The sequence below is a fragment of the Streptomyces sp. NPDC026246 genome, assembly GCF_055567995.1.
In genome coordinates, this window is sequence record NZ_JBVHPJ010000015.1 from 135,097 (window position 1) to 160,278 (window position 25,182).

The 25,182-nt window shown below is 71.3% G+C and carries 14 protein-coding genes; 12 read left to right on the forward strand and 2 right to left on the reverse strand.

The window, feature by feature from the left end; all coding sequences use genetic code 11:
• Positions 1–3: 3 nt before the first annotated feature.
• Positions 4–231, reverse strand: coding sequence for a lasso RiPP family leader peptide-containing protein (locus ACZ4M5_RS30235; protein ID WP_467741484.1), 228 nt, complete (start codon positions 229–231; stop codon positions 4–6).
• Positions 232–604: 373 nt separating this feature from the next.
• The gene (locus tag ACZ4M5_RS30240; RefSeq protein ID WP_467741486.1) at positions 605–1,801 is read right to left on the reverse strand and encodes an ROK family transcriptional regulator; all 1,197 of its coding nucleotides are present in this window, start codon (positions 1,799–1,801) and stop codon (positions 605–607) included.
• Positions 1,802–2,539: 738 nt separating this feature from the next.
• Here ACZ4M5_RS30240 and ACZ4M5_RS30245 point away from each other — a divergent pair.
• From ACZ4M5_RS30245 to ACZ4M5_RS30300, 12 genes are all read left to right on the forward strand, one after another.
• Positions 2,540–4,768: an FkbM family methyltransferase gene (locus ACZ4M5_RS30245; RefSeq protein WP_467741488.1), complete on the forward strand. Its 2,229-nt coding sequence runs from the start codon at positions 2,540–2,542 to the stop codon at positions 4,766–4,768.
• A 25-nt stretch (positions 4,769–4,793) separates the two neighbouring features.
• The gene (locus tag ACZ4M5_RS30250) at positions 4,794–5,645 is read left to right on the forward strand and encodes a 3-hydroxyacyl-CoA dehydrogenase family protein (protein ID WP_467741490.1); all 852 of its coding nucleotides are present in this window, start codon (positions 4,794–4,796) and stop codon (positions 5,643–5,645) included.
• A 55-nt stretch (positions 5,646–5,700) separates the two neighbouring features.
• Positions 5,701–5,982, forward strand: a complete 282-nt coding sequence (locus ACZ4M5_RS30255; protein WP_369198664.1) for a phosphopantetheine-binding protein — start codon at positions 5,701–5,703, stop codon at positions 5,980–5,982.
• Positions 5,983–6,006: 24 nt separating this feature from the next.
• A complete protein-coding gene (locus ACZ4M5_RS30260) occupies positions 6,007–7,158 on the forward strand; it encodes an acyl-CoA dehydrogenase family protein (protein ID WP_467741492.1) in 1,152 nt (383 codons plus the stop codon).
• Positions 7,155–8,201: an HAD-IIIC family phosphatase gene (locus ACZ4M5_RS30265; RefSeq protein WP_467741494.1), complete on the forward strand. Its 1,047-nt coding sequence runs from the start codon at positions 7,155–7,157 to the stop codon at positions 8,199–8,201. Before ACZ4M5_RS30260 ends, ACZ4M5_RS30265 begins: the two co-directional genes overlap by 4 nt.
• Before the next feature lie 62 nt (positions 8,202–8,263).
• Positions 8,264–18,559 carry an amino acid adenylation domain-containing protein gene (locus ACZ4M5_RS30270; protein WP_467741497.1) on the forward strand — a complete coding sequence of 3,432 codons (10,296 nt, stop codon included), beginning with the start codon at positions 8,264–8,266 and terminating at the stop codon, positions 18,557–18,559.
• On the forward strand, positions 18,552–19,442 hold the full coding sequence (locus ACZ4M5_RS30275; protein ID WP_467741499.1) for an alpha/beta fold hydrolase: 891 nt from the start codon (positions 18,552–18,554) through the stop codon (positions 19,440–19,442). The genes ACZ4M5_RS30270 and ACZ4M5_RS30275 overlap by 8 nt, the downstream gene beginning before the upstream one ends.
• A 6-nt stretch (positions 19,443–19,448) precedes the next feature.
• Positions 19,449–20,744, forward strand: coding sequence for a cytochrome P450 (locus ACZ4M5_RS30280; protein WP_369198669.1), 1,296 nt, complete (start codon positions 19,449–19,451; stop codon positions 20,742–20,744).
• Between the two features lies 1 nt (position 20,745).
• Positions 20,746–21,258 carry a hypothetical protein gene (locus ACZ4M5_RS30285; RefSeq protein WP_467741501.1) on the forward strand — a complete coding sequence of 171 codons (513 nt, stop codon included), beginning with the start codon at positions 20,746–20,748 and terminating at the stop codon, positions 21,256–21,258.
• On the forward strand, positions 21,255–21,791 hold the full coding sequence (locus ACZ4M5_RS30290) for a DinB family protein (RefSeq protein ID WP_369198671.1): 537 nt from the start codon (positions 21,255–21,257) through the stop codon (positions 21,789–21,791). Before ACZ4M5_RS30285 ends, ACZ4M5_RS30290 begins: the two co-directional genes overlap by 4 nt.
• 99 nt (positions 21,792–21,890) lie before the next feature.
• Positions 21,891–23,081 carry a macrolide family glycosyltransferase gene (locus ACZ4M5_RS30295; RefSeq protein ID WP_467741504.1) on the forward strand — a complete coding sequence of 397 codons (1,191 nt, stop codon included), beginning with the start codon at positions 21,891–21,893 and terminating at the stop codon, positions 23,079–23,081.
• A gap of 210 nt (positions 23,082–23,291) precedes the next feature.
• The gene (locus ACZ4M5_RS30300) at positions 23,292–24,968 is read left to right on the forward strand and encodes a family 1 glycosylhydrolase (protein ID WP_467741506.1); all 1,677 of its coding nucleotides are present in this window, start codon (positions 23,292–23,294) and stop codon (positions 24,966–24,968) included.
• Positions 24,969–25,182 lie beyond the last annotated feature (214 nt).

Sequence of the window (25,182 nt, forward strand, 5' to 3'; positions counted from 1 at the left end):
ATATCAGTAGTAGTACTGGGCGTTGGCGTCGGCACTCCCGCTGGGGGAACTGCCCAGCGTCACCTCACGGACATGGCCCAGGTCCACCAACATCGGGGGTTCATAGGCGGCCGGTTCCTCGAGGGACGGTACGACCGTGGCCTTCACCGATTGTCGCGGGTCTCCCGAATCCTCGTACGGGAATACGGCAATGGGCTCGTAGGTCATGAGGCCGCCTCGGGTCAGGGACATCAACTGCCCCGTAAAAAGGATCGCAACGGGAAAGACGCGTGCGCCGGCCGGCCCGGCGGCGTCGGGGCCTCAAAGTGTAGCGATTCGACAGCCGCTCCAGGTGCCGAACCGGCCCGCGGTCGCGGGTGCTTCGGCTGGGCAGTCCCCGTCCTTGTCTCCTGGCGACAGAGGAGTTTCCGGTCCCGCAGACGGGTCTGGTGGGGGGAGGTGGAATTGTTCGGTCGACGGCGGTCACTCATTTGAACGAGTGCGGCGGTGGTATCGAGTCCGCGGCGTCATATTCGAAGAAGAAGAGGGCTTGCGCGGCGCTTTGACCATCGAGCATCTTCGTGAGCGCCCTGGCGGATCCGATACGGGCTCGACGGGCGGAGGCTCACGTGGTGTTGGCCGCGTGCTCCATGCCGCGAAGCCCCAGAATCAAAGCGCCCTGGGCTTCGGCCCGGGTGCCCAGTTCGCTGAGGTCGAGGACGAACGCGGAGTCCTCGGCGACCGCGCCGGGCAGCGCGAAACGACGCAAGGACTCCTTGCAGCCCTCCAGCAGCAGCGGACTCTCGGCGAGCTGACCGCCGATGACAACAAGGTCGGGGTTGAGCAGGTTGCACAGCTGCGCCAGCGACTGGCCCAGGCGCCGGCCGGCGTCGTGGATCACCCGCATGCAGACCGCGTCCTGTGCCCGGGCGGCTGCGATGACCTGTTCCAGCGTCTCCGGTGCGGGCACGCTGTTGCGCGCCGCCCGCGCGGCACGGACCTGCGCGATCAGCGCGTCGGCACCGATCACCGTCTCCAGGCAACCGCGTCCGCCGCACTGGCAGACCGCGCCGTGCGGGTCCACGGTCAGGTGGCCCAGTTCTCCTGCCATGCCACCGTGGCCCCGCAGCACGCTGTTGTGCACGATGATGCCGGCGCCGACACCCGTCGAGGCCTTCACGTAGACCACCGTTTCGGCGTGTTCCCGGGTCCCGTAGGTCTGTTCGGCCAGGGCGCCCAGGTTGGCGTCGTTGTCGATGAAGGCGCGCACGCCCAGCCACGCCCCCAGGTCTTCCACCGGGTCGTCGCCCGCCCGCCAGGGTGGCAGGATCGGCGGGGTGAAGCCGCCGGTACGCGGGTTGATCATCCGGGGAACGGCGATGCCCAGGGAGAACACGTCGGTGCGCCGCCGCCCGGTTCCTTCGATCGCCTCGTCGATCATCTGCCTGACTTCGGGCAGAGCCCGGGACCAGCCCCTGCTGACGCCCTCCGAGCTGACCCGCGAAGTCACCTGGTCGAACCCCTTGTCGAGTCGGCGGGCGACCACGGTCATGTGGTTGAAGCCGAGGTGCACGCCCACGCCGACGTCGTTCACAGGTGAGAGGCAGACCTTGCCGCGCTCCTTGGCGGTGGGCACGAGATCGGCGTCCGCGAGTTCGCGGACCGCGGCCGACACGGTGGCCTGCGAGAGCAGCGTGCGGTGCGCGATGTCGGCCTGGGTGCCGGACTTGATCGCCACGGCGAGAAGGACCTTCCTGCGGTTGGCTGCCCGGGTGGGGCCGGCCGCAGGCAGCCGGCCTAAGAGATCGTCCGCGTTCGCCATTGGCCCCCCAGCCACGATATCCGCAGGTCGATTTTTAGATCGAAGAAGCAAGAGTACCAGCCGAGTTTTCAATTCGAACCGGCTTCAGCTTCGAATAGCTGAGTGACAGCACGGTGGCAGATGGGGCCTCTGAGCCTCGCCGATGTGCGTGGGCGATCTCTTCGATGGTCCGCAATTGGCTGAATCTCTCCAAAGACAGCTGTCGGCGTGGGCATTTCGCCCCGAGGACCCTGCCCGCACGACCCGGCGGGTGGCCACGGGCACCGGCCCCACGACGCCGCTTCCGCGCAGCGTAGGGACCTTCGCCTTCGTCGACGACGATCAGCCACGAGGTGGGGCGTCGACTGTGTCTCCGGTCCGGCTCTAGGGGGCGCCTCGACAGTTGGCTGGCGACGGACACTTCGAGAACTGGGGCGCGGGGCAGCGGTTCTGGCTGCTGGGCCCTCTCAGGACGGCCGAACCTTAAGGAGAGGTATGAGCCCCGAAATGCGTACGGTTGGGATCGATGACGGGGTGGCGCTGCGGCCGTCCGGGGCGGGAGCGTGGCGCCTGGCGTTGCTTGCCGGCTATGACGGAGCGTCGGCCGGCTCTGGTCTTGCCGGGCTTGGGGCGTACGTGGCCCGCACGGCCGCCGCCGAGGATGCGCCGGTGCGTGTGCGTACGGCGGGTGCTGCCGGGAGCGGGCATCGGTGTGCGTTTCTCACGGGGGAGGGGGTCACCACGCAGATCGGTGCGCAGGTGGCCACCGATGTCGAGCCGGTCGCTTTCATGTTTCCCGGTCTGGGCGACCACTACGTGGACATGGGGCGTGATCTGTACCGCGACTTCCCCGAGTTCCGTGCGGCTGTCGATGCCTGCGCCGAGGCACTGACCGGCGAGCTGGGCCTGGACATTCGCGAGGTCCTCTTCCCGGCGGCCGAGCCCGGCGCCCCGGCCGCCGCGGATGCTTCGGCTGCTGCGGCCGGAGCGGCTGCTTTCGACCTGCGCCGTATGTTGCGTCGCGATACCGGCTCGTGCAGTGAGAGCGAGCGCCGGCTGAACGCCACCCGGCTGGCGCAGCCGGCGCTGTTCGTCGTCGAGTACGCGCTGGCCCGGCTGTGGCAGTCGTGGGGCGCCCGCCCCTCGCTGATGATCGGCTACAGCCTCGGCGAGTACGTCGCCGCCACGCTCGCCGGTGTGCTCAGCCTCCCGGACGCGCTGACGCTGGTGGCCCGCCGGGCCGCGCTCATCGACGAGCTGCCCGCGGGCGCCATGCTCGCCGTGATGCTGCCCGAGCGGGAGGTCACCGAGCTGCTCGGCGAGGACCTGTCGCTGTCCGCCGTCAACGGCCCGGAGTTCTGTGTCGCGGCCGGTCCCGTCGCCGCCGTCGAGGCACTGGAGACCTCCCTGCGCGAGCGCGGTGTGGTGTGCCGCCGGGTGCAGACCACGCACGCCTTCCACTCCTCGATGATGGAGCCCGTCGCCGAGCAGGTGACGGAGCTGGCGCGCACCCTCACCCTCAAGCCGCCGAGGATTCCGTACATATCCAACGTCACCGGTGAGCCGATCACCGACGAACAGGCCACCGATCCCGCGTACTGGGCCCGCCACCTGGTCAGCCCGGTGCGGTTCGCCGCCGGGCTGCGGCACCTGACCCCCATCGCGCTGCTGCTGGAGGCCGGCCCCGGCCAGACGCTGAGCAGTATGGCCACCGTGGTCCGCGGCAGCGACGTCGGCACGATCGTCGCGTCCATGCGTCATCCGCTGGAGCGCCGGTCCGACTCCGCCGTCGCGCTGAAGGCGCTGGGCCGACTGTGGCTGGCGGGCGCGGACATCGACTGGACCCGCTTCCCCGCCGACGAACTGGACATCGTCGCCGAGAGCGCCGCCACGGTCGTGCGCGAGGCCGCCGCGGCCACCGCGGCGCCCAGCGCCGTGGAGCGGGAGCTGGCCGGTCTGTGGGCGAGGATCCTGAACAACGAACAGCTCCCGCATGACGTGAGCTTCTTCGAGGTCGGCGGCAACTCGCTGCTGGCCACCCGGCTCTCCTTGCGTATCAAGCGCGCGTTCGGTGTGGAACTGACCCTGCGTCACATCTACGAGTGGTCCACCATCGCCCGGATGGCCGCCGCCGTGCACCGGCTCCGGGCGGGCGAGGAGCCCGACGCCCAGGGCTCCTCGCACACCGGCACCTCGCTGGCCCGCTTCCAACTGCCCAACGGGCTGACGGTGTGGCATCAGAACGAGGCCGAGACCCGGCACTTCTACGAGGACATCTTCGACCACCGCACCTACGCCAAGAACGGCATCACCCTGCCCGACGGCGCCACCGTCGTCGACGTCGGCGGGAACATCGGCCTGTTCACCCTGTTCTCGCACTACGAGGCGAAGGACGTCCGGGTCTTCACCTTCGAGCCGGCCCCGCCCATGTTCGAGCTGCTCAGCCGGAACGTCGCCGAACACGGCGTGGACGCCACCCTGTTCAACATCGGCGTCTCCGACAGCGAGTCGCAGGCGACCTTCACCTTCTACCCGCGCAGCTCGGGCATGTCCTCCTTCCACCCCGACGAGGCGGAAGAGAAGCACAACCTGCGCACGATCATCGCCAACCAGCAGAAGACGGACGCGAACGCGGAGGTGGCCGAGCTGGTCGCCGACGAGGAGCTGCTCGACGTCCGCTTCGAGGCGATCGAGTTCACCGCCACACTGCGCCCGCTCTCCGCGGTGATCCGCGAGCAGGGCATCGAGCGCATCGACCTCATCAAGATCGATGTGCAGAAGAGCGAGCGCCAGGTCATCGACGGCATCGCCGACGAGGACTGGCCCAAGATCCAGCAGATGGTGCTGGAGGTGCACGACGCGGACGGCGAGGTCGCCCGCCTCGTGGACCTGCTCGAAGGCCACGGCTTCACCGTCCGTGCCGAGCAGGACGAGATGTACGTCGGGACGGACATCCACAACATCTACGCCGTTCGCGGCCCACGCTGACGCAACGTAAACGGAGTCCCAGGACATGGAATTCACGACCGTAGGAGTCGTCGGCGCGGGCGTCATGGGCGTCGGCGTCGCGCAGAACCTCGCCCAGACCGGACACCGGGTGGTCCTCGTCGACGTCTCCGACGACGTCCTCGACAGCGCACGCCGGGAACTGCGCACCGGTCTGCGCACCTACGCCCTGTTCAACAAGGGCGTAGGAGTGGACATCGCGGAGGTCGTCGACCGCATCGAGTTCACCACGGACTACGAACTGCTCGCCAAGGCCGACTTCGTCGTCGAGAACGTCACGGAGGACTGGGCGGTCAAGAAGGAGGTGTACGAGCGGATCGACCGCATCGTGCGCCCCGAGGCGGTGTTCGCCGTCAACACCTCCGCGATCTCCATCACCCGGGTCGGCTCGGTCACCTCACGGCCCGAGCGGGTGGTGGGCATGCACTTCATGAACCCGGTGCCGATGAAGCCGATGGTCGAGGTGATCCGCGGCTACCACACCACGCCCGAGACGATCGACACCGCCCGCCGCTTCCTCGCGGAGCTGGGCAAGGAGTGCATCGTCGTCGAGGACGTGCCGGGTTTCGTGTCCAACCGGGTGCTGATGCTCACCATCAACGAGGCCGTCTTCCTGGTGCAGGACGGAGTGGCCCCGGCCGCCGACATCGACCGCATCTTCACCTCTTGCTTCGAGCACCGCATGGGCCCGCTGGCCACCGCCGACCTGATCGGCCTCGACACGATCCTGAAGTCGGTCGAGGTGCTCTACGAGAGCTTCAACGACGACAAGTACCGGCCGGCGCCGCTGCTGAAGAAGATGGTCGCCGCCGGCCTGCTCGGGCGAAAGAGCGGCCAGGGCTTCCACACCTACCGCTGACGCCCGCTCTCCTCACCCACCCACCGCCACGACGACAGGACGGATGACGACGACCATGAGCACGGACAACACGGCCGGCCGGACCAGCGGCGACAACAAGGTCAGGATCGCCCAGTACCTCTCGCGCTTCTTCCCGGTGCAGGACCTGGCCGACGACGACGACATCTTCGAACTCGGCTTCGTCAGCTCGATGTTCGCGATGCAGCTGGTGTCCTTTGTGGAGCACGAGTTCGGCATCACGGTCGAGAACGAGGACCTGGAGCTGGAGCACTTCCGCTCCATCAGCGCGCTCGACGCGTTCGTCACCCGCAAACTGTCCGTCCCCGTCCCGCAGTAGACGGCAGCGGACGGGGCGACGACGATGACCGGAGCGCTCACCGAGCACCAGGAGCAGGCCCGCAAGGAGTTCGAGGCCTTCACCGACCGCCACATCGCACCCCATGCCGACACCTGGCACCGTGCCCAGCGCACCCCGCCCGAGGTGATCCGGCTGCTCGCCGACGAGGGCCTGCTCGGCATCCATGTGCCGCGGGAGTACGGCGGGGGCGGCTGCGATGCGGTCACCCTGGGGCTGCTCGCCGGTGAACTGGGCCGCGCCTGCTCCTCGGTGCGCAGCCTGCTCACCGTGCACTCGATGGTGGCGCACACCATCGCCCGCTGGGGAAGCCGCGAGCTGAAGCGGAACTGGCTGCCCCGGCTGGCGAGCGGTGAGCGCATCGCGGCGCTCGCCGTGTCCGAGCCGGGCACGGGCAGCGACGCGGCCGGCGTCAGCACCCGCATCGACCGGGACGGGGACCACTACGTGGTGACCGGCCACAAGAAGTGGATCACCTACGGGGAGAGCGCCGATGTCTTCCTGCTGGTGGGGCGCTCCGCCGAGGGTCCCACGGCCCTGCTGGTGGAGCGGGACACCCCGGGACTGTCCACCGAGCTCATCGAGGACATGATCGGCATCCGTGCCTCGATGACCGCCCACGTCCGCCTCGACGGCTGCCGGGTCCCCGGCGGCCATCTGCTCGCCCGGGAGGGCCTGGGCGTCTCTCACGTGGTGGGCGCCGCCCTGGACCTGGGCCGCTACACCGTCGGCTGGGGCTGCGTCGGCATCCTCGACGCGGCCCTTCAGGCCGGCGTGGACTACGCGTCCCGGCGCGAGCAGTTCGGAGTCCTCATCAAGGAGCACCAGCTGGTGCGCCGACTCATCAGCGACATGTACACCAACGCCCGCGCGGCCCGGCTGTTGTGTCTGGAGGCCGGGCGGCTGCGCGACGCGCGCGACCCGGGCGCGCCGGCCGCCACGTCCACCGCGAAGTACTTCGCGGCCGCCGCCGCCGGGCGGGCCGCCGCCGACGCCGTGCAGCTCCACGGGGCCAACGGCTGCAGCTCCGACTACCCCGTCCAGCGACTGCTCGGCGACTCCCGCGTGATGGAGATCATCGAGGGCAGCACGCAGCTGCACCAAGTGGGCCTTGCCGAGTACGCGTTCCAGGAACGCGCATCGAGGAGTGAGCGATGACCGCCACCGTCAATTCCGTCAAGACCGTCAAGTGCGTGGTCTGGGACCTGGACAACACCGTGTGGGACGGCGTGCTGCTGGAGGACGGCGACGTCACCCTGCGGCCGGAGGTCGTCGAGGTGATCCGTACCCTCGACGAGCGCGGGATCCTGCACTCCGTCGCCAGCCGCAACGACCACGACGCGGCCATGGCGAAGCTCGAGGAGTTCGGCATCGCCGAGTACTTCCTGTACCCGCAGATCAACTGGGGCAGCAAGTCGCAGTCTCTGAGGGCCGTCGCCGAGGCGATCAACATCGGTGTCGACACCCTGGCCTTCGTCGACGACCAGCCCTTCGAACGGGACGAAGTGGGCTTCGCACACGCCGACGTGCTGTGCGTCGACGCCGCCGACGCCGCCGGCCTCCCCGGCCTGCCCCGATTGCGGCCGCGGTTCGTCACCGCCGACTCGCGCGAACGCCGCCACCTGTACCGGGCCGACGCCGAGCGCAAGCGGGCGGAGGTCGACCACCACGGCACCGACGAGGAGTTCCTCGCCTCCCTGGGCATGCACTTGACCATCGCGCCCGCCCGGGAGCGCGACCTCCAGCGCGCGGAGGAACTCACCGTGCGCACCAACCAGCTCAACGCCACCGGCTACACCTACTCCTACGAGGAACTGGACGCCTTCCGCCGCTCGCCCGGCCACGACCTGCTGGTCGCGGGCCTGGAGGACCGGTACGGCACCTACGGCAGGATCGGCCTGTCCCTCGTGGAGCGCGACAGCGACGTGTGGACGGTGAAGCTGCTGCTCATGTCGTGCCGTGTCATGGCGCGCGGCGTCGGCTCCGTGCTGCTCGGCCATCTCATCCGCAGCGCCCACGAGGCCGGCGTCGCCCTGCGCGCGGAGTTCGTGCCCACGAACCGCAACCGGACCATGTACGTCACCTACAAGTTCTCCGGGTTCCGCGAGGTGGGGCAGTGCGACGGCGTGAACGTGCTGGAGCACGACGGCGGCCGGCTGCCGGAGTTCCCGCCCTACATGAACGTGACGGTCGAGCGCTGAGCCTCCTCCCGCACCCCTGATCACGGCACCGCGACGCACTGCGAACGAGACGGAAGGCAGAGATGAACGCTCAGGCCAACGAGGAGCGACTGCGGCGCGCCATGGCCGCGGTGCTGCAGCTTCAGCAGCGCAACGCGGAACTGGAGAACGAGCGCCACGAGCCCGTGGCCATCGTGGCGATGGCCTGCCGTCTGCCCGGGGGAGTGACCACCCCTCAGGCGTTCTGGGACCTGCTGGCCGAGGGCAGGGACGCGATCGGGCCGCTGCCCGACCGCTGGGACGCCTTCGACCTGTACGACCCCGACCCCGCCGCGCCCGGCAAGAGCTACGCCCGCGAGGGCGGGTTCATCGACGGCATCGACCGCTTCGACGCGGAGTTCTTCGGCATCGCACCGCGCGAGGCGCAGGCGATGGAGCCGCAGCAACGGCTCGTGCTGGAGACGGCCTGGGAGGCGCTGGAGCGGGCGGGACTGCGCGAGGACCAGTTCAAGGGCAGTCGCACCGGTGTCTACATCGGTGCGATGCGTCCCGACTACGAGACCATCCGCACCGACCTGGAACTGCTCGACGGCTACCAGGGCACGGGCGTGTCCGTCAGTGTCATCTCCGGCCGGATCTCCTACGCGCTCGGCCTGCAGGGGCCCGCGGTGACCGTGGACACGGCGTGCTCGTCCTCGCTGCTGGCCCTCCACCTGGCGGCCACCGCCCTGCGCAACCGCGAGTGCGACGCCGCGCTGGCCGGCGGTGTCACGGTGATGAGCTCGCCGGGCATGTTCGTGGAGTCCAGCCGGCTCGGGGCGATGTCCCCCGACGGGCGGTGCAAGAGCTTCTCGGCCGGCGCCGACGGCGGCGGCTGGTCCGAGGGCGCCGGTGTGCTGCTGCTCAAACGGCTCTCGGACGCCCGGCGCGACGGCGACCGGGTGCTCGCCGTGATCCGCGGGTCCGCCGTCAACCAGGACGGCCGCAGCCAGGGCCTGACGGCCCCCAACGGGCCGGCGCAGCAGCGGGTCATCCAGGAGGCACTGGCCGCGAGCCGGCTGACCCCCGCCGACATCGACGCCGTCGAGGCCCACGGCACGGGCACCCCGCTCGGCGATCCGATCGAGGCCGGCGCCCTCGCGGAGGTCTTCGGGCCGGGCCGCGCCGCGGACACCCCCGTCCACCTCGGCTCGTCCAAGTCGAACATCGGGCACACCCAGGCGGCCGCCGGTGTCGTCGGCGTGATCAAGATGGTGCTGGCACTCCAGCACGAGCGCCTGCCGCGGACGATCCACGCCGAGCAGCCCAGCACGCACATCGCCTGGGAGGGCAGCGGGCTCCGGCTCCTGCAGCAGGAGCGCCCCTGGCCGCGGGGTGAACGCCCGCGCCGTGCCGGTGTGTCGGCGTTCGGCATCAGCGGTACCAACGCACACGTGGTGCTGGAGGAGGCACCGCGGCCCGAGGAGGCCGCCGTGAGCGCGCCGCCCGCCGTGAGCGAGCTGCCCGACCGGTTGCCGCTGGTGCTCTCCGCTCACGACGAACGGGCGCTGGCCGCCCAGGCCGAGCAGTGGGCGGCGTGGCTGGAAGCGGCCGACGGCCTCCCGTTCGCCGACGTGGTCCGCACGGCGGCCCTGCACCGCACGCACCTCCAGGCGCGCGCGGCCGTCCCGGCCTCGGACAGGGAGGAGGCCGTGGCGGCGCTGCGGGCGCTCGCCGACGGGCCGGCGCACCCCGACACCGTGGTCGGCACGGCCCGCGAGCGCACCAAGGCCGTGTTCGTCTTCCCCGGCCAGGGCAGCCAGTGGACAGGCATGGGCCGCGCCCTGATCGCCGAGTCGGAGGTGTTCCGGGAGGCGGTGCGCAGGTGCGACGCGGCCCTGAGGCCGTGGACCGGATGGTCCGTGGCGGACCTGCTGAGCGAGACGCCGGACGCCGATCTGCCGCCGTTCGACCGCATCGACGTCCTCCAGCCCGCCCTGTTCACCATGATGATCGGGCTGGCCGAGCTGTGGCGGTCCCTCGGGGTGGAGCCGTCCGCCGTGGTCGGCTTCAGCCAGGGCGAGGTGCCCGCGGCCGTGGTCGCGGGCGCGCTGTCCCTGGAGGACGGCGCCCGGCTGACGGCACTGCGCTCCCAGGGCCAGCTGCGCGAGTGCAGCGGCCGCGGCGCGATGGCACTGGTCGAGATGGCGCCGGGCGAGGTCGAGGAGCGGATCGCACCGTACGGTGGTGCGCTGTCCGTCGCCGTCGTCAACAGCGCCACCTCCGTGGTCGTCTCCGGTGACGTCGACGCGGTCGAGTCCTTCCTGGACGGGCTGTCCGGCACGGACGTCTTCAGCCGGCGCATCCAGTCCGACACCGCCGGCCACAGCGCGCACGTGGACCCGGTCCTGCCCTGGCTCGCCGAACAGCTGAGCGGGCTGAAGCCGCACGACGCCGCCGTGCCGTTCTACTCCACGGTGACGGGCACCCGCATGCAGGGCGACGGACTCGACGCCGCCTACTGGTGCCGCAACGTCCGTGACACCGTCCGTATGGACCTCGCCCTGGGCGAACTGGTGGCGGACGGCCACGACGTGTTCGTCGAGATCAGCCCCCACCCCGTCCTCGGCATGACCCTGACCGAGGCCACCGCCGGCGTCGCGGGCGCCGTCGTCGGCAGTCTGCACCGCGACCGGGGCGGGCTCTCCCAGCTGCTGCGCTCCCTGGCCGCCCTGCACGTCCAGGGCCACCCCGTGGACTGGAACCGGGTCCTGGACGGTGGCTCGGCCGCGGACCCGGCGCAGGCACCGACGTACCCGTTCCAGCGCAAGCGCTACTGGGCCGACGTGCCGCTGCCCGCCACGGCGCCGGCCGGGTCCGCCGCGGCGCGCCGGACGCAGGACGAGGACACCGGCGCGCGAGGGCTCGCCGGACTGCGCGCCCGGCTGGCCGCGATGCCGGACGAGGAGCGCGCGGACGCGCTCGTCGACCTGGTCCGCCGTGAGGCCGCGACCGTGCTGCGCGCGGCCGAGCCCGTGCCCGCCGACAAGAAGCTCCAGGAACTCGGGCTCGACTCGATCATGGGCCTCCAGCTGCGCAACCGCCTGTGCGAACTGTCGGGCAGCACCTTCCCCGCCAACCTCGCCTTCACCTATCCGACCGCGCGGGCCCTGGCCGGGCACCTGCTTCCGCACCTGCTCGCGGTGGCGGACGACGACCCGGCGATGCCGCCGCTAGAGAGCGTTCCGGCCCGCGACGTGCACCCGGCCACCGAGGGCCAGCGGCGCCTGTGGTTCCTGGAGCAGATGAACCCCGGCTCCGCCCAGTACAAGGTGGCGATGCGGATCCGGACGGCCAGGCCGCTGGACCACACCGTGCTGACCCGTGCGCTCACCTGGATCACCGCCCGGCACGAGGCGCTGCGCACCGGTCTGGACGTGCGCGACGGCGAACTCGTCCAGGTCGTGCACACCGGCGTCCCCGTCGACGTCGCGTTCGAGGATCTGCGGGACCGCGGTGCCGACGCCGTCGAGGCGCACATCCGGCACGAGGAGCTCCAGCCGTTCGACCTGAGCGGCACGTCGCTGTTCCGCTGCCGGGTGCTGGACGTCGCCGACGGCGAACAGGTGGTGTGCTTCAGCGTCCACCACGCCGTCACCGACGGATGGTCGCTTTCGCTGTTCCTGATGGAACTGTTCCACGCCTGCCGGGAATTTGAGGCCGGGCGGGAACCCGAGCCGGGCCCCGCGCAGTTCCACCTCGGCGACTTCGCGGCATGGGAGCGGCGCGGCCTGGCCGAGGGCCGCTTCGAGGAAGCCCTCACCCACTTCGCCGCCGAACTCGACGGGGTGGAGCGGCTGGAGTTCCCGCCCGGGCCGGACAGCGTCGCCCAGGAGGACCAGGGTGGCGACACCCTCTACTTCACCGTCCCGGCCGGCCTCAGGAGCGGGCTGGAGGCGCTCGCCGCCCGCACCTCGGTCACCCCCTACACGGTGCTGGTGAGCACGTTCGCCACACTGCTGGCCCGCTTCACCGACCAGTGGGACTTCGCGGTGGGCACCGTCTGGTCCAACCGCCAGCTGCCGGGCCTGACGGGAACCTTCGGCTTCCTCGCCAACACCCTGCCCCTGCGCTGCGACCTGACGGGTGACCCGACCTTCGAGGAACTGCTGGCCTCGATGGCGCCCAGGGTCCGAGGCGTGTTCGACCACCAGTACGTTCCCCTGACCGAGCTGGTCCGCAGGGTCGGCGGGCAGCGGACGGGCGAGGAGAACCCGCTGTTCCGTGCCGTCTTCAACTACGGTGGCGCGGCGATGCCCACCGTGGGCGACGGAGACGCGACGTGGAACCTGCCCGCCACCGGCAGCCTCGCGGGCAACGTCCGGGGCGCCTCCAAGTTCGAACTCGGCGTCACCCTCATCCCCTGCGGGGACGAACTGCGCGGTGAGTTCGAGTACCAGGCGCACGTGCTGAGCCGACCCGCGGCGCAGCGCATGCTGGACTGCTTCCGCACCCTGCTGGAGTCGGTCGTGCGGGAACCGGAGCGTGCGCTGAGCCGTCTGGAGCTGCTCGGCCCCGGCCAACTCGATTGGCTCGTCGCACGCGGTGGCCTGGTCAGCCCGCACGGCCCCGGCCGGCTGACGGCGCTGGAGCTGATCTGGGAGCAGGCGCGCCGGACCCCCGACGCGGTGGCGCTGGTCTCGGGCGGGGCCGAGCTGACGTACCGGGAGACGGCCTGGCGGGCCGCCGCCCTGGCCGAGCGGCTGCGCGCGGCCGGGGTCGGCCCGGAGACCCCGGTGGGCGTGCACCTGCCGCGCTCCGCGGAGCTGGTGGTGTCCGCGCTCGCCATCTGGCTGGCCGGCGGCGCCTACCTGCCCATCGATCCCGGCTATCCGCAGGCCCGGGTGGCCTACGTCGTCGAGGACAGCGGCCTGGACGTGGTCATCACCCGCTCCACGACCGCCGACGACCTGGCCGGCACGGGCGCCCGGCTGGTGTTCGCCGACGAGGTGAGCGTCACCGCCGTGCCCGCCGGCGACGCGCTGCCCGAGACGACCGCGCCGGCCCTGGGGGACCTGGCCTACGTCATCTACACCTCGGGCTCCACCGGCCGACCCAAGGGCGTCCTGATCGAGCACGGCCAGTTCGTGAACTTCTGCCACGCCGTCGACGAGCGCATCGGCGGCGGCACCGGCGACACCTGGCTCGCCGTCACCAGCCCCTCCTTCGACATCTCCACCGTCGAACTGCTGTGGACGCTGACCCGCGGCTACCGCGTGGTGATCGCCCAGGGCAGCGTCGGCGAGTGGCCCGCCTACCGCTCCTACGCTCCGACGCACCTGCAGTGCACACCCTCGCTCGCCCGGCTGCTCCTCGCGGACGCCGCGGGCCGTGCCCTGCTGGGCGGCCTGGACCGGATGATCGTCGGCGGGGAGGCGCTGGACCGGGGGCTCGCCGCCCGGCTGATGCGCACCGTCCGCGGCGGACTGACGAACATCTACGGCCCCTCGGAGACGACCGTCTGGTCCACCACCTGGCACGCCGAGGCGGGGGAGGTCTCCCTCGGCGACGCCGTCCGCAACACCGGCCTGTACATCCTCGACCGGCACGGGGCCCGGGTGCCCCGGGGCAGCCTCGGCGAGCTCCACATCGGCGGTCTCGGCGTCACCCGCGGCTATCTGAACCGTCCGCGGCTGACCGCGGAGCGGTTCGTCGCGGACCCGTTCGCCGGCAGGGACGGGGCGCGCATGTACGCCACCGGCGACATCGTCCGCTACCGCGAGGACGGCAGCCTGGAGTACTGCGGCCGCAGCGACGCCCAGATCAAGCTGCACGGCCACCGCATCGAGCTCGGCGAGGTGGAGGCGGTGGCCGGCGAGCACCCGGCGGTCGCCGAGTGCGCGGCGGTGGTACGCAAGGACGAGGGCAGCGACCCGCGGCTGTGCCTGTACTGGACGCCCGCCGAGGACGAGCACGAGAGCGACGACGCCCTGCTGCGGTACTTCCTGGACCGCGTCCCGTCGTACATGGTGCCCTCCCGGCTGGTGCGCATGGAGGAGCTGCCGCACACCCCCAACCGGAAGGTGGACCGTCAGGCCATCGCGGCGCTGCCCGCGCCGGCGCCCGCCCCGGCCCCCGCGTCCGATGTGGCCGCGGCCGGCGGCGAGGAGTCGCTGGAGGACCTGATCTGCCGCGCCTGGGCGCAGGTGCTCAACCTGACCCGGGTGGACCTCGACCGGGGCTTCTTCGACCTCGGCGCCAGCTCCATGACGGCGCTCGAGGCGCACCGCACGATCTGCGGGGGACTGGGGCGGGAATTCCCCCTCTCGGCGCTCTTCCGCTACCCGACCGTCCGGCAGCTGGCGGGCTTCCTGCGCGGCGCCGCACCCGCCCCGCCGACCCGCCGCACCACGGCGGCCCGCCGGCCGGCCGCCGACGACGCCGTCGCCATCGTCGGGTTCGCGTGCCGCCTGCCCGGCGCTGCGGACGCCGACACCTTCTGGAACAACCTCAAGGACGGCGTCGAGTCGATCCGGCGGTTCACCCCGCAGGAGCTGCGGGAGGCGGGAGTCGCGGAGGACGTCTTGCAGGACCCGGCGTACGTGCCGGCCAAGGGGTGCGTCGAGGACGCCGACCTGTTCGACGCGGAGTTCTTCGACTGCTCGCCCGCAGAGGCCGACACCATGGACCCGCAGCACCGCCTGTTCCTCGAGTGCGCCTGGCAGGCGCTGGAGCACGCGGGGCAGGTGCCCGAGCGGTTCGACGGCGCCATCGGCGTGTTCGCGGGCGCCGGGCAGAGCGGCTACCTCCACACCGAGGACGCCGCCGACCTGTCCGAGTTCTACCGCACGATGGTCGGCACGAAGAACGACTTCCTGGCGACCAGGGTCGCCCACAAGCTGAACCTGCGCGGGCCCGCGCTCACCGTCCAGACGGCCTGCTCGACCAGTCTGGTCGCCACGCATCTGGCCCGCGAGAGCCTGCTGCGCGGCGAGTCGGACATCGCCCTGGCCGGAGGCGCCTCCCTCAGCTACCCGCTGCGCCAGGGCTACTGGCACCAGGAGGGCCTGGTGTTCTCGCCCGACGGCACGTGCCGGGCGTTCGACGCGGACGGGGCGGGCACCGTGCTGGGCAACGGCGTCGGCGTCGTCGTCCTGCGCCGCCTGTCCGACGCCCGGGCGGCGGGTGACACCGTCTACGCGGTGATCCGCGGCAGCGCCATCAACAACGACGGCTCCGACAAGGTCGGTTTCACCGCCCCCGGCGTCGAGGGCCAGGCGCGCGTCATCACCGCCGCCCACGCCGATGCCGACGTCACGGCCGACACCATCGGCTACATCGAGGCCCACGGCACGGGGACCAGGCTCGGCGATCCGATCGAGGTGCAGGCCCTCCAGCAGGTTCTCGCCACCGCCGAACGGTCCGAGCCGTGCGCGCTGGGGTCGGTGAAGACGAACATCGGCCACACGGACAGCGCGGCGGGCGTCGCGGGCCTGATCAAGGCTGCCCTCCTGCTGCACCACCGGCAACTCGTGCCCAGCCTGCACTTCGACAAGCCGAACCCCGAGATGGGGCTCGACCCCGAACTGCTCTACGTCAACACGGAACTGAAGCACTGGGAACCGGGAGCCGTCCCGCGCCGCGCGGGCGTCAGCGCCTTCGGCCTCGGCGGCACCAACGCGCACGTGGTGCTGGAGGAGGCACCCGTGGCGCCCGACGGCGGCGAGCCCACGGGCGAGGAGGCGCCCGCGGTGCCCGTGGTGGTCTCGGGCCGCGACGAGGCGGCGCTGCGGGAACAGGCGGGCCGCTGGGCGTCGTGGCTGGCCGGCCGGCCGGACGTACGGCCGGCACAGGTGGCGGTCACCGCGGCACGTCACCGTACGCACTTCGCCGCGCGGGCGAGCGTGAGCGCCGCCGACCGGGCCGGTCTGGTGCAGGCACTACGGGCGCTGGCCGACGGCCGGACCCACGACGCGGTGGTCACCGGGGCCGCCGAGCGGCGCACCAGGAAGGTCGCGTTCGTCTACCCCGGCGGCGGCTCCCAGTGGGCCGGCATGGGCCGGGAACTGCTGTCCACCAACGCCGTCTTCCGGGAAGCGGTCGCGGCGTGCGACACCGCGCTCAGGCCGTTCACCGGCTGGTCGATACAGCAGGTGCTGGCCGGCCGGGGCGAGGACCTGCCGCCTCTGGACCGGACGGACGTGTCCCAGCCGGCGGTGTTCGCCATGGCCATCGGCCTGACCGCCGTGTGGCGCTCGCTCGGTGTGGAACCCGCCGCCGTCGTCGGCCACTCACAGGGCGAGATCGCGGCCGCGGTGATCAGCGGTGCCCTCACGCTGGAGCAGGGCGCCGAGATCGTGGCCGTCCGCTCCCGCACCGTGCGCGAGTGTGCCGTCGAGGGCGGTATGGCGCTGATCGGGCGCCCGGTGACCGAGGTGGAGAAATTCCTCGCCCCCCACGGCCGGACGCTGTCGGTCGGAGCGGTCAACACCGCTCGCTCCACCGTCGTTTCGGGGCAGACGGAGGCGATCGACCGGATCGTCGCCGAACTCGGGGCGCGGGACGTGTACGCCCGCAAGATCAAGGTGGACTACGCCGGCCACAGCGCGCAGGTGGACCCCGTGCTGCCCGTGCTGGCCGAGCGGCTCGCTGACCTGACCCCGCGCCGGGCCGGCACCGCCCTCTACTCGACGGTGACCGGGGAGGTCGTGAACGGCCCCGAGCTGGACGGTGCCTACTGGTGCCGGAACCTGCGGGAGCCGGTCCGCTTCGACCGGGCGCTGAACCGGCTGCTGGACGACGGCCACACCGTGTTCGTGGAGATCTCCCCGCATCCGCTGCTCTCCCTGCCGCTCGCCGACGGATGCGCCGAGCGCGGTGGCATCGTCGCCGGATCGCTGGCCCGCGAACGCGGCGGCATGAGCCAGGTGCTGCGCGGCCTGGGCGAACTGCACGTCCAGGGCCACGAGCTGGACTGGGAACGGGTCCTCGGCGCCCTCGGGCTCCTCGGCACGCCGCAGGGCGCCCCTTCCCCGGTGCCGCTGCCGACGTACGCCTTCCAGCGCCGCCGTCACTGGCGGCAGGCGCCGCGGACGCGGACCGCGCAGGCCCGCGCGGGCCAGGCGCTGTGGGAGGCGGTGAACTCCGGTGGCGCCGCCGAGGTCGCGAAACTGCTGGACGCACCCGAACACCTGGAGGACAGCGTCGCGCAGATCGTCCCGCTGCTCGAGCAGTGGCTGCGCAAGCAGGGGCAGCGGCAGGGGCCCGCGGCCGAGCGCACACCGGTCCCTGTCACCGGCGGGCACCACGGCCCGACGGACCGGCTGTCCGCGCTGAGCGAGCACGAACGGCTGCCCGCGGCCCTCGACCTGGTCGTGGGCGAGGCGGCGGACATCCTGGGTCTGCCGGGCGGTTCCCTCGCCGCCGGCCGGCCGCTGTTCCAGCTCGGCATGGACTCCCTGACGGCTCTCGGCCTGCGTGGCCGGATCGCCCAGCTGACCGGAGTCACCGTGCCCGTACAGATCGTCCTCGGCGACGAGGGCTGCCTGGGCGTGGCCGGTCACCTCCTGCGGGAACTGAACGGCGGCTCGGCAGGATCGCCCGCCGGCAGCGCACCCCGCTGGCTGCGTACCCTGAAGCCGGCGGCCGAGCCCAGGGCCCGGATCGTCTGCATCGCCGGCGGCGGCGGTACCACCGCCGGACACGTTCCGCTCATCCGGCATCTGCCCGACGACGTGGAACTGCTGGCCGTGCAGATGCCCGGCCGGGAGGGCCGCGCGGACGAGGCCCCCGCGACGGTCATGCGGGACGTCGTCGCCGGGACGGCCGCGGAACTGGTGGACCGCCCGCGGGTGGCCACCGTCGTCTACGGACACAGCCAGGGCTCCTGGATGGCCTGGGAACTGACCCGGTTCCTGTCCGGCCTGCCCGACGCCCCGCCGCTGACCTTCGTACCGGCGTGCGCGCTGCCGCCCTTCGTCGAGGTGCCGCCGGCGATGCGCCGCATGGAGGAGCTGGCCGCCTCGCTCGACCAGGCGTCCGTGGCGGACCTGGCGGACGTCTTCCGGGGCATCCTGCCCGACGAGGTGCTGAGGAGCCCCGAGCTGCTCGCCTCGTACCGCACCGCCCTGCTCCACGACGCGGTTCTGTCGACCAACCACCGGGACGGCCTCGTCGGCGACGACCGGCCCCCGCTCGACGTCCCCGTGGTCGCCGTCGCGGCGAAGGACGACCCGGTCCTTCCCGACGGAACCATGCAGGGCTGGCACCACCTGACACGCGGCGAATTCGTGCTCCGCGTCATCGACGGAAGTCACGCAGCACCGATCGAGAACTCCGAAGCGATGGCCGCGCAGCTCCTGGCGGCGATCCGAAAGGACAGGGGAGAAGAGAATGCCTGAAGTCATCCGCCCGGACGGCGCACGGATCCACTACGAGGTGCACGGGAACGGCTTCCCGGTGCTGCTGCTGGCCCCCGGCCATGTGAGCAGCGGAACCGACACCTGGAACGACAACTTCTACGACCCGGTACGTGAACTGTCGCAGCACTTCACGGTGATCGCGATGGACCAGCGCCATGCCGGCCGCAGTGCCGCCCCGGCCGTTCCGTTCTCCTACGAGCAGACCGCGGGCGACCAACTGGCCGTGCTCGACGCCGTCGGAGCCGAGCAGGCTCACATCGTGGCCGCCGAGTTCGGCTGCGTGCACGCCTGGCGGCTGGCACACGACGCGCCGCAGCGAGTGCGGTCGATCGTGGCGCAGGAACCGGCCGGCCGGGACGCGGACACCTCGCTGGGCGACTTCTTCGGGCTCTTCGACGCGACGATGAGGCTGGTACGGGCCGCGGGGTTCGACGACCCGGAGACCGAGGGCCTCGGCGCGGTGTTCGAGGCCGCGGCCCGCGACGGTGTCTTCGCCCGCAACCTCGAGGCCGGCCCGTTCGCGGCGCGGCTGCACGACGACGAGGAGTTCCGCAAGGAACTGCTCACCTTCCGGCGCGAGAAGTACATCACCCTGCTGGTGCGCTTCCGGGACGCGATGTTCCCCGACGGCCGGGCCCACTTCTCCGTGCCGGACCAGTGGATCGGCACCCTCCCCGCCCCGCTGCTGGTCCTCCCGGGTACCGGCGTGCGCCGGCCCCGCGCCCTGGCCGAGCGGCTCGCCACCGAGGCGCCGCGGGCCACCGCGCTCGCTCCGGGCTTCGACGCGCCCGACCGGCGCGACGGGACGGTGGCGTCGATCGTCGAGTTCCTGCTCCAGAACACCCCCAGCCGAAAGAGGTAACGGCCCATGCAATCGCTCGCAGAGATCGACATCACCAGTGAGCAGCTGTACGACGACAAGGGCTACCCGTGGCAGGAGTGGGACCGGCTCCGGCAGGAGTCTCCCGTCCACTGGTACCACCGCCCCGGCTACGAGCCGTTCTGGGCGCTGACCCGGCACGAGGACATCTCCTGGGTCGCGCGCAACCCGGAGCTGTTCTCCTGCCGCGAGCGCACCGCCGTCGAGACCCCGGACGAGATCGACCCGTGGGAGATGGAGCGGGAGCGCCGCGGCCAGGTCTACGGCCACGTCGCCGACTACCCCGCCGGCCTGGGCTTCATGGACGCGCCGCTGCACCGGCAGGTCCGGCAGGCGATGTACCCCTGCTTCACGCCGAAGGCGACCGCGGCGATGGAGGAGCGGTTCTTCGAGCTGTCCACCTCCTATGTCACCGACTTCCTGAAGAAGCTGGACGAGGAGGGCACCGCCGACGTCGCCCACGACCTCGCCGGCCGGCTGCCGCTCGCCGCCATCTTCGAACTCCTCGGCGTGCCCAACGAGGACTGGGACCACCTCTTCCGCGTCCACCAGGACACCGCGGCGGCCTTCCACAAGGGCTACAAGCAGGAGGAGGGCGAGGAGGCCATGGCCCGCTTCATGCGCGCCATGGTGGAGCTCGACCAGTACATGTCCGCCCTCGCCAGGAAGCGCATGGAGGAGGGCGGCGCCAACGGCACGGACGTGCTCAGCCGGCTCGCCCGCGCCGACGTCGGGGGCAACCCGCTCCAGTTCCACGACATGTCGTACCAGCTGTTCAACCTCGTGCAGGCCGGCAACGGCACCACCCGCAACGCCATCACCGGCGGCCTGAAGGCCCTGCTGGAGAACCCCGGCCAGCTGCAGCTCCTGATCGACGACCCCTCCCTGCTCGACGGGGCCGTGGAGGAGATCCTGCGGTGGACGTCGGTCGCCGTGGTCATGGCCCGCACCGCCCGCCAGGACACCGAGATCCGCGGACAGCGCATCCGCAAGGGCGAGACGGTGGCGATGTTCTTCCCGGCCGCCAACCGCGACCCCGAGGTCTTCCCCGACCCCTACCGCTTCGACATCACCCGCAAGCCCAACCGTCACATCGCCTTCGGCGGCAACGGCGAGCACCGCTGCATCGGCGCCGCCCTGGCCAAGACCGAGCTGCGCGCCATGTTCCGCGCCCTGCTCCCGGTCCTGCCGACGCTGGAGCTGCACGGCGAGTCGAAGATGCTCGTGCTGCGCCTGCTCATCTCCGAGTTCGTGCAACTGCCGGTGCGCCGGAAGGCGGCCTGAGATGACCGTGGAGACCGGCGTCGAACCGGCGGCCCGCCCCGTGCCGGCCACGGTCGAGGAGTTCGCCGCCTGCGACGAGGCGGACCTGGAGATCGTCGTCCCCTGGACCGGGCCGGCCATCGACCCCACCACGGGCGCCCTGAAGGCGCCCCTTCCGCCCACCTATGTCGTGGCCACGTCCGGAGGCTGGCCCAAGCCCGGCGCGATCGAGGTGGCCACCGACCTCAACCGGGTGCTCCTGGAGGAACTGTGGCGCTGCGAGGGACTGCTCGCCGCGACGTTCGCCATCTCCGAGAAGTGCTGGATGAGTTCGCGTGCGCTCGCGGTGTGGACGGACGAGGAGTCACTGCAGGCGTTCCTGACGTCCGAGGGCCACATGAACGCGGTACGCAGGACGAAGAACCTGGCCTACGCCTGGGAGGGCACGCGATGGGTGAGCAACTCGCCCGTCCTGCCCACCTTCGACGAGGTACGGGCCAGGCTCGCCGAACAGAGAAAGAGGAAGAGGACATGACGATCGCCCCCGCGGAACCCGGCACGGACGCCCTCGGCGCCCACCTGCTGCAGGAATTCGACCTGGCCTACGAGATGATCCTGCAACTCATCGACGGGTTCGACGAGGAAAGCGCCCGGACGGCGCCGCCCGGACACATGCCCGCCCTGTGGTTCCTCGGCCACCTGATGTGTTCCAAGGACTATGTGTCGGGTCTCTATCAGGAAGGCGGAATAGCCCTTTCTCTGGAATTCTACGAGAAGTGGGCAGGCGACTGCGATCAGGTCGACTGGGAGAACGCCCCGTCACTGGCCGAGATGCTCGGCCTGTACAAGCAGATCCACCGGCGGCTGCGTGAACTCGTCGGCACGCTGAGCCCCGAGGATCTGCACCGCGAGACTCCCGTCGAGATTCAAGCCCCGCTTGACGATTACTGGAAGACCCGTCTCGCCAAGCTCGGGTCCGCGCTGTCGCTGGTGCAGATGCACGACGCCTACCACGGCGGTCAACTGGGAAGTCTGCGGGGAGCCCTGGGGATGACGGTTCCGTTCTGAACCGCCGCGCCCGAGAACGCGGAGCGCCGGCACCGCGCCGCTGGTACAGTGCCGGATCGCCGTGAGCGCAATCTCTGCGACCCCGAAGAAGGTGTTTTCATGACCTCCCACATTGCATTCTTCAATTTCCCTGCATTTGGGCATCTGAATCCGACATTGGGGGTCGTGGCGGAACTCGTGCGGCGCGGCCACCGGGTCTCGTGCACGACCACGGACCGGTTCGCCCCGGCCATCGAGGCAGTGGGTGCCGAACCGGTCCGCTACACCTCCGTCTTCGGGGAGTACTACACCAACCCGTTCACCCCCGAGGCGATCTCGGGCGAAGGGCTGCGCACGCTGGAGGAGGCGACCTCCCTGGTCGCCCAGGTCGAGGGCTTCTACGGCGAGAACCGCCCCGACGTGATCCTCCACGACTTCATGGCGTGGGGGGCCCGCTTCTACGCCGCACAGCACGACGTCCCCCTGGTGCGGCTCTTCCCGTCGTACGGGTTCAACGAGCACTTCTCCATCCAGGCCAAGTTCCCCATGGCCGAGATGACCGACCCCAAGGTCATGGAGATGATCGCCAAACTGGAGGGGATGCTGCCGGAACTCGGGTTCCCCGGGAAGACGGCCATGGAGTTCCTCATGGAGCCGGCCGGCCTCGGCATCATCTTCCTGCCGAGGGACTTCCACTACGACGGGGACACCTTCGACGAGCGCTTCGTCTTCGCGGGCCCCTGCCTGGGCGACCGGTCGGCGTTCCAGGGGACGTGGCAGCCGGAGTCCGAGGACCGCCCGGTCCTCTACCTGTCCCTCGGCACCGCCGCCACCGGCTGGCCGGAGTTCTTCCACACCAGCGTGGAGGCGTTCGGCGACAGCCACTGGCAGGTGCTGCTGTCGGTGGGCGACACCCTCGACCCGGCGGAACTGGGCACGCTGCCGCGGAACTTCGATGTGCGCCGCAGCTTCCCTCAGCTGGACGTGCTGAAGCGCGCCTCGCTGTTCGTCACCCACGGCGGCATGAACAGCGTCATGGAGTCCCTCTACAACGGCGTGCCGATGATCGTCATCCCGCAGATGAGCGAGCAACGCGCCAACGGGATGCGGGTCGACGAGCTCGGCTTCGGCCGGCTGCTGCCGCGTGAGGACTTCACGGTCGAGGCGCTGCGCAAGAGCGTCGAGGACATCGCCGCGGACCAGACGGTCGCCGAGCGCACCAAGGACATGGGCCGGCGCATGCGCGAGACCGACGGCCCGGCCCTCGCCGCGGACGCCGTGGAGGAGTACCTGGCCCGCCGCACGGTCTGAGCTCCAGCGGACCTCGAGCGGACCCGGGGAGAGTGACGGGACAGCAACTCGCGTGCTGCGCCCGCCGCCGGCCCGACAAGGGTGTGTCTTCGCAGGCGGCCGTGTCAGCCCGCGAGGGCGACACGGCCGCTGTCGTATGCGCCCGGGCGGTCCGGGCGCAACCGGCGGCAGCGCCCCGACGACAACCGTCTCCGCAACGAGGAAGACACTGTGAAACGACTGATAGGCATGACCGTGGCGGCGGCTGCCGCGCTGGCTGTCGCCCTCACACCCATGGGAGCGCAGGGCTCGCCCGCACCGGAGGACGGCGCCGCGGGCCGCGGGCGCATCGCCTTCCCGGGCATCGGTTCGCTCTCGCAGCCCTCGGGCAAGGGAAGCTTCCGCTTCGGGGTGTCGAGCTCGGCCACGCAGATCGAGGACCGCAACACGAACAACGACTGGTACCTGTGGACCAGGCCGGCCCCCGAAGGCCTGGGCAAGAGCCCGTTCGTGGGCGACGGCGTCGGCGGTTACACGCGGGCGGTCGAGGACATGGACCTGGTCGACGACCTGAACGTCGACTCCTACCGCTTCAGCATCGAGTGGTCCAGGATCGAACCCGAACGGGACAAGATCGACGAGGCGGCCCTCGACCACTACGGCAAGCAGCTCGACGCACTCGCGGCCAAGGGCATCCGCCCCATGGTGACGCTGCATCACTTCGCCAACCCGGTGTGGGTCGACGACCCGCGCGACGTCGCCTGTGCGCACGGCCCGAGCAACACCAACCTGTGCGGGCTCGACCACCCGCAGGGCGGCAGGCTCGTGGTGTCCGAGATGGCGGAGTTCGCCGCACTGCTCGCCCGGCGGTTCGGCGACCGCGTCGACGAGTGGGTGACGGTCAACGAGCCGATGGTGTACATGACCTTCGCCCACGCATTCGGCGCCGGTCCGCCCGGCAAAGCCCACCTCAACCCGGCCGACCTGCCCAGATTCACCGCAGCCCAGCGCGGCTACCTCCAAGCGCACGTGGCGATGTACCGGGCCGTGAAGAAGCACGACCGGGTCGACGCCGACCGGGACGGCGCCGCCTCGAGCGTGGGTCTGACGGTGGGTGCCCAGGAGTACGTGCCCATCCGCGACGGCAAGCTGAGCGACGACCGCCGCGACGTCGAGGCCCGCGACCGCTACCGCCAGTACCTCGACTTCGGGTTCGTCGACGCCTTGCGGGACGGCACGTTCGACAGCGACCTGGACGGCGAACCCGACGAACGCCACCCCGGCTGGAAGGGCACCCTCGACTGGCTGGGCCCGCAGCTCTACGCCCGTATCGGCGTCTCCGCCAAGGGCGGCACCGGCACCGGCCAGACGTACCCGGTGATCGGTGTCGACCTGTGCACCACGGCCCCGTGCCTGCCCTACCGCGACCCGTCGTACTTCGTGCCCGCCATGGGCTACGAAGGCTCCCTGCAGGGCATGACGGGAGTGCTGAAGGAGTACTCAAAGCGCTACCCCGGCGTACCGCTGCTGGTGAGCGAGTCCGGCATCGCCACCGAGAACCCTGCGCGTCGCACCGAGCACATCGTGCGCACGCTGGAACAGATCGCCGCGGCCCGCGCCGCCGGGGCCGACGTGCGCGGTTACTACCACTGGAGCCTGCTCGACAACTTCGAGTGGCTCTCGGGCTACACGGCCCGCTTCGGCCTGTACGAGGTCGACCGCACGACCATGGAGCGCATCCCCACGCAGTCCGTGAGCGTCTACTCGGCCATCGCCGGCTCCCGCACCCTGACGCCGCAGCAGCGCAAGGCGTACGGCGGCACCGGCCCGCTGAGCCCCGAGCAGGGCGGCGCCACACCGAGCACCGCCCCCGCTCCCGCCGGCCGGGAGCCCCGAGGACGGCGGTGAACCCCGCCCCGGCCGGCTGACACCACGCACGGGCGTACCCCCGGGACAGCTTCACCGCGGGTGCGCCCGCGCCCGTCACCGGCCGGTCGCGGACCGCCGCGAGAAGAACCGTGCCGCTCCGCGGCCGGGTCCGCACGGACGGATCCCGCCTCGACCCGGGCTCGAGAAGGCCTGCCGACGCTGGAACTGGCGCCGTGCGGCACCCGCGCCCCCC

What these genes read in the sequence shown, in the direction of transcription:
- ACZ4M5_RS30235 (WP_467741484.1), bottom strand. Translation starts at nt 231, where the DNA reads ATGTCCCTGACCCGAGGCGGCCTCATGACCTACGAGCCCATTGCCGTA.
- ACZ4M5_RS30240 (WP_467741486.1), bottom strand. Translation starts at nt 1,801, where the DNA reads ATGGCGAACGCGGACGATCTCTTAGGCCGGCTGCCTGCGGCCGGCCCC.
- ACZ4M5_RS30250 (WP_467741490.1), top strand. Translation starts at nt 4,794, where the DNA reads ATGGAATTCACGACCGTAGGAGTCGTCGGCGCGGGCGTCATGGGCGTC.
- ACZ4M5_RS30255 (WP_369198664.1), top strand. Translation starts at nt 5,701, where the DNA reads ATGAGCACGGACAACACGGCCGGCCGGACCAGCGGCGACAACAAGGTC.
- ACZ4M5_RS30260 (WP_467741492.1), top strand. Translation starts at nt 6,007, where the DNA reads ATGACCGGAGCGCTCACCGAGCACCAGGAGCAGGCCCGCAAGGAGTTC.
- ACZ4M5_RS30265 (WP_467741494.1), top strand. Translation starts at nt 7,155, where the DNA reads ATGACCGCCACCGTCAATTCCGTCAAGACCGTCAAGTGCGTGGTCTGG.
- ACZ4M5_RS30270 (WP_467741497.1), top strand. Translation starts at nt 8,264, where the DNA reads ATGAACGCTCAGGCCAACGAGGAGCGACTGCGGCGCGCCATGGCCGCG.
- ACZ4M5_RS30275 (WP_467741499.1), top strand. Translation starts at nt 18,552, where the DNA reads ATGCCTGAAGTCATCCGCCCGGACGGCGCACGGATCCACTACGAGGTG.
- ACZ4M5_RS30280 (WP_369198669.1), top strand. Translation starts at nt 19,449, where the DNA reads ATGCAATCGCTCGCAGAGATCGACATCACCAGTGAGCAGCTGTACGAC.
- ACZ4M5_RS30285 (WP_467741501.1), top strand. Translation starts at nt 20,746, where the DNA reads ATGACCGTGGAGACCGGCGTCGAACCGGCGGCCCGCCCCGTGCCGGCC.
- ACZ4M5_RS30290 (WP_369198671.1), top strand. Translation starts at nt 21,255, where the DNA reads ATGACGATCGCCCCCGCGGAACCCGGCACGGACGCCCTCGGCGCCCAC.
- ACZ4M5_RS30295 (WP_467741504.1), top strand. Translation starts at nt 21,891, where the DNA reads ATGACCTCCCACATTGCATTCTTCAATTTCCCTGCATTTGGGCATCTG.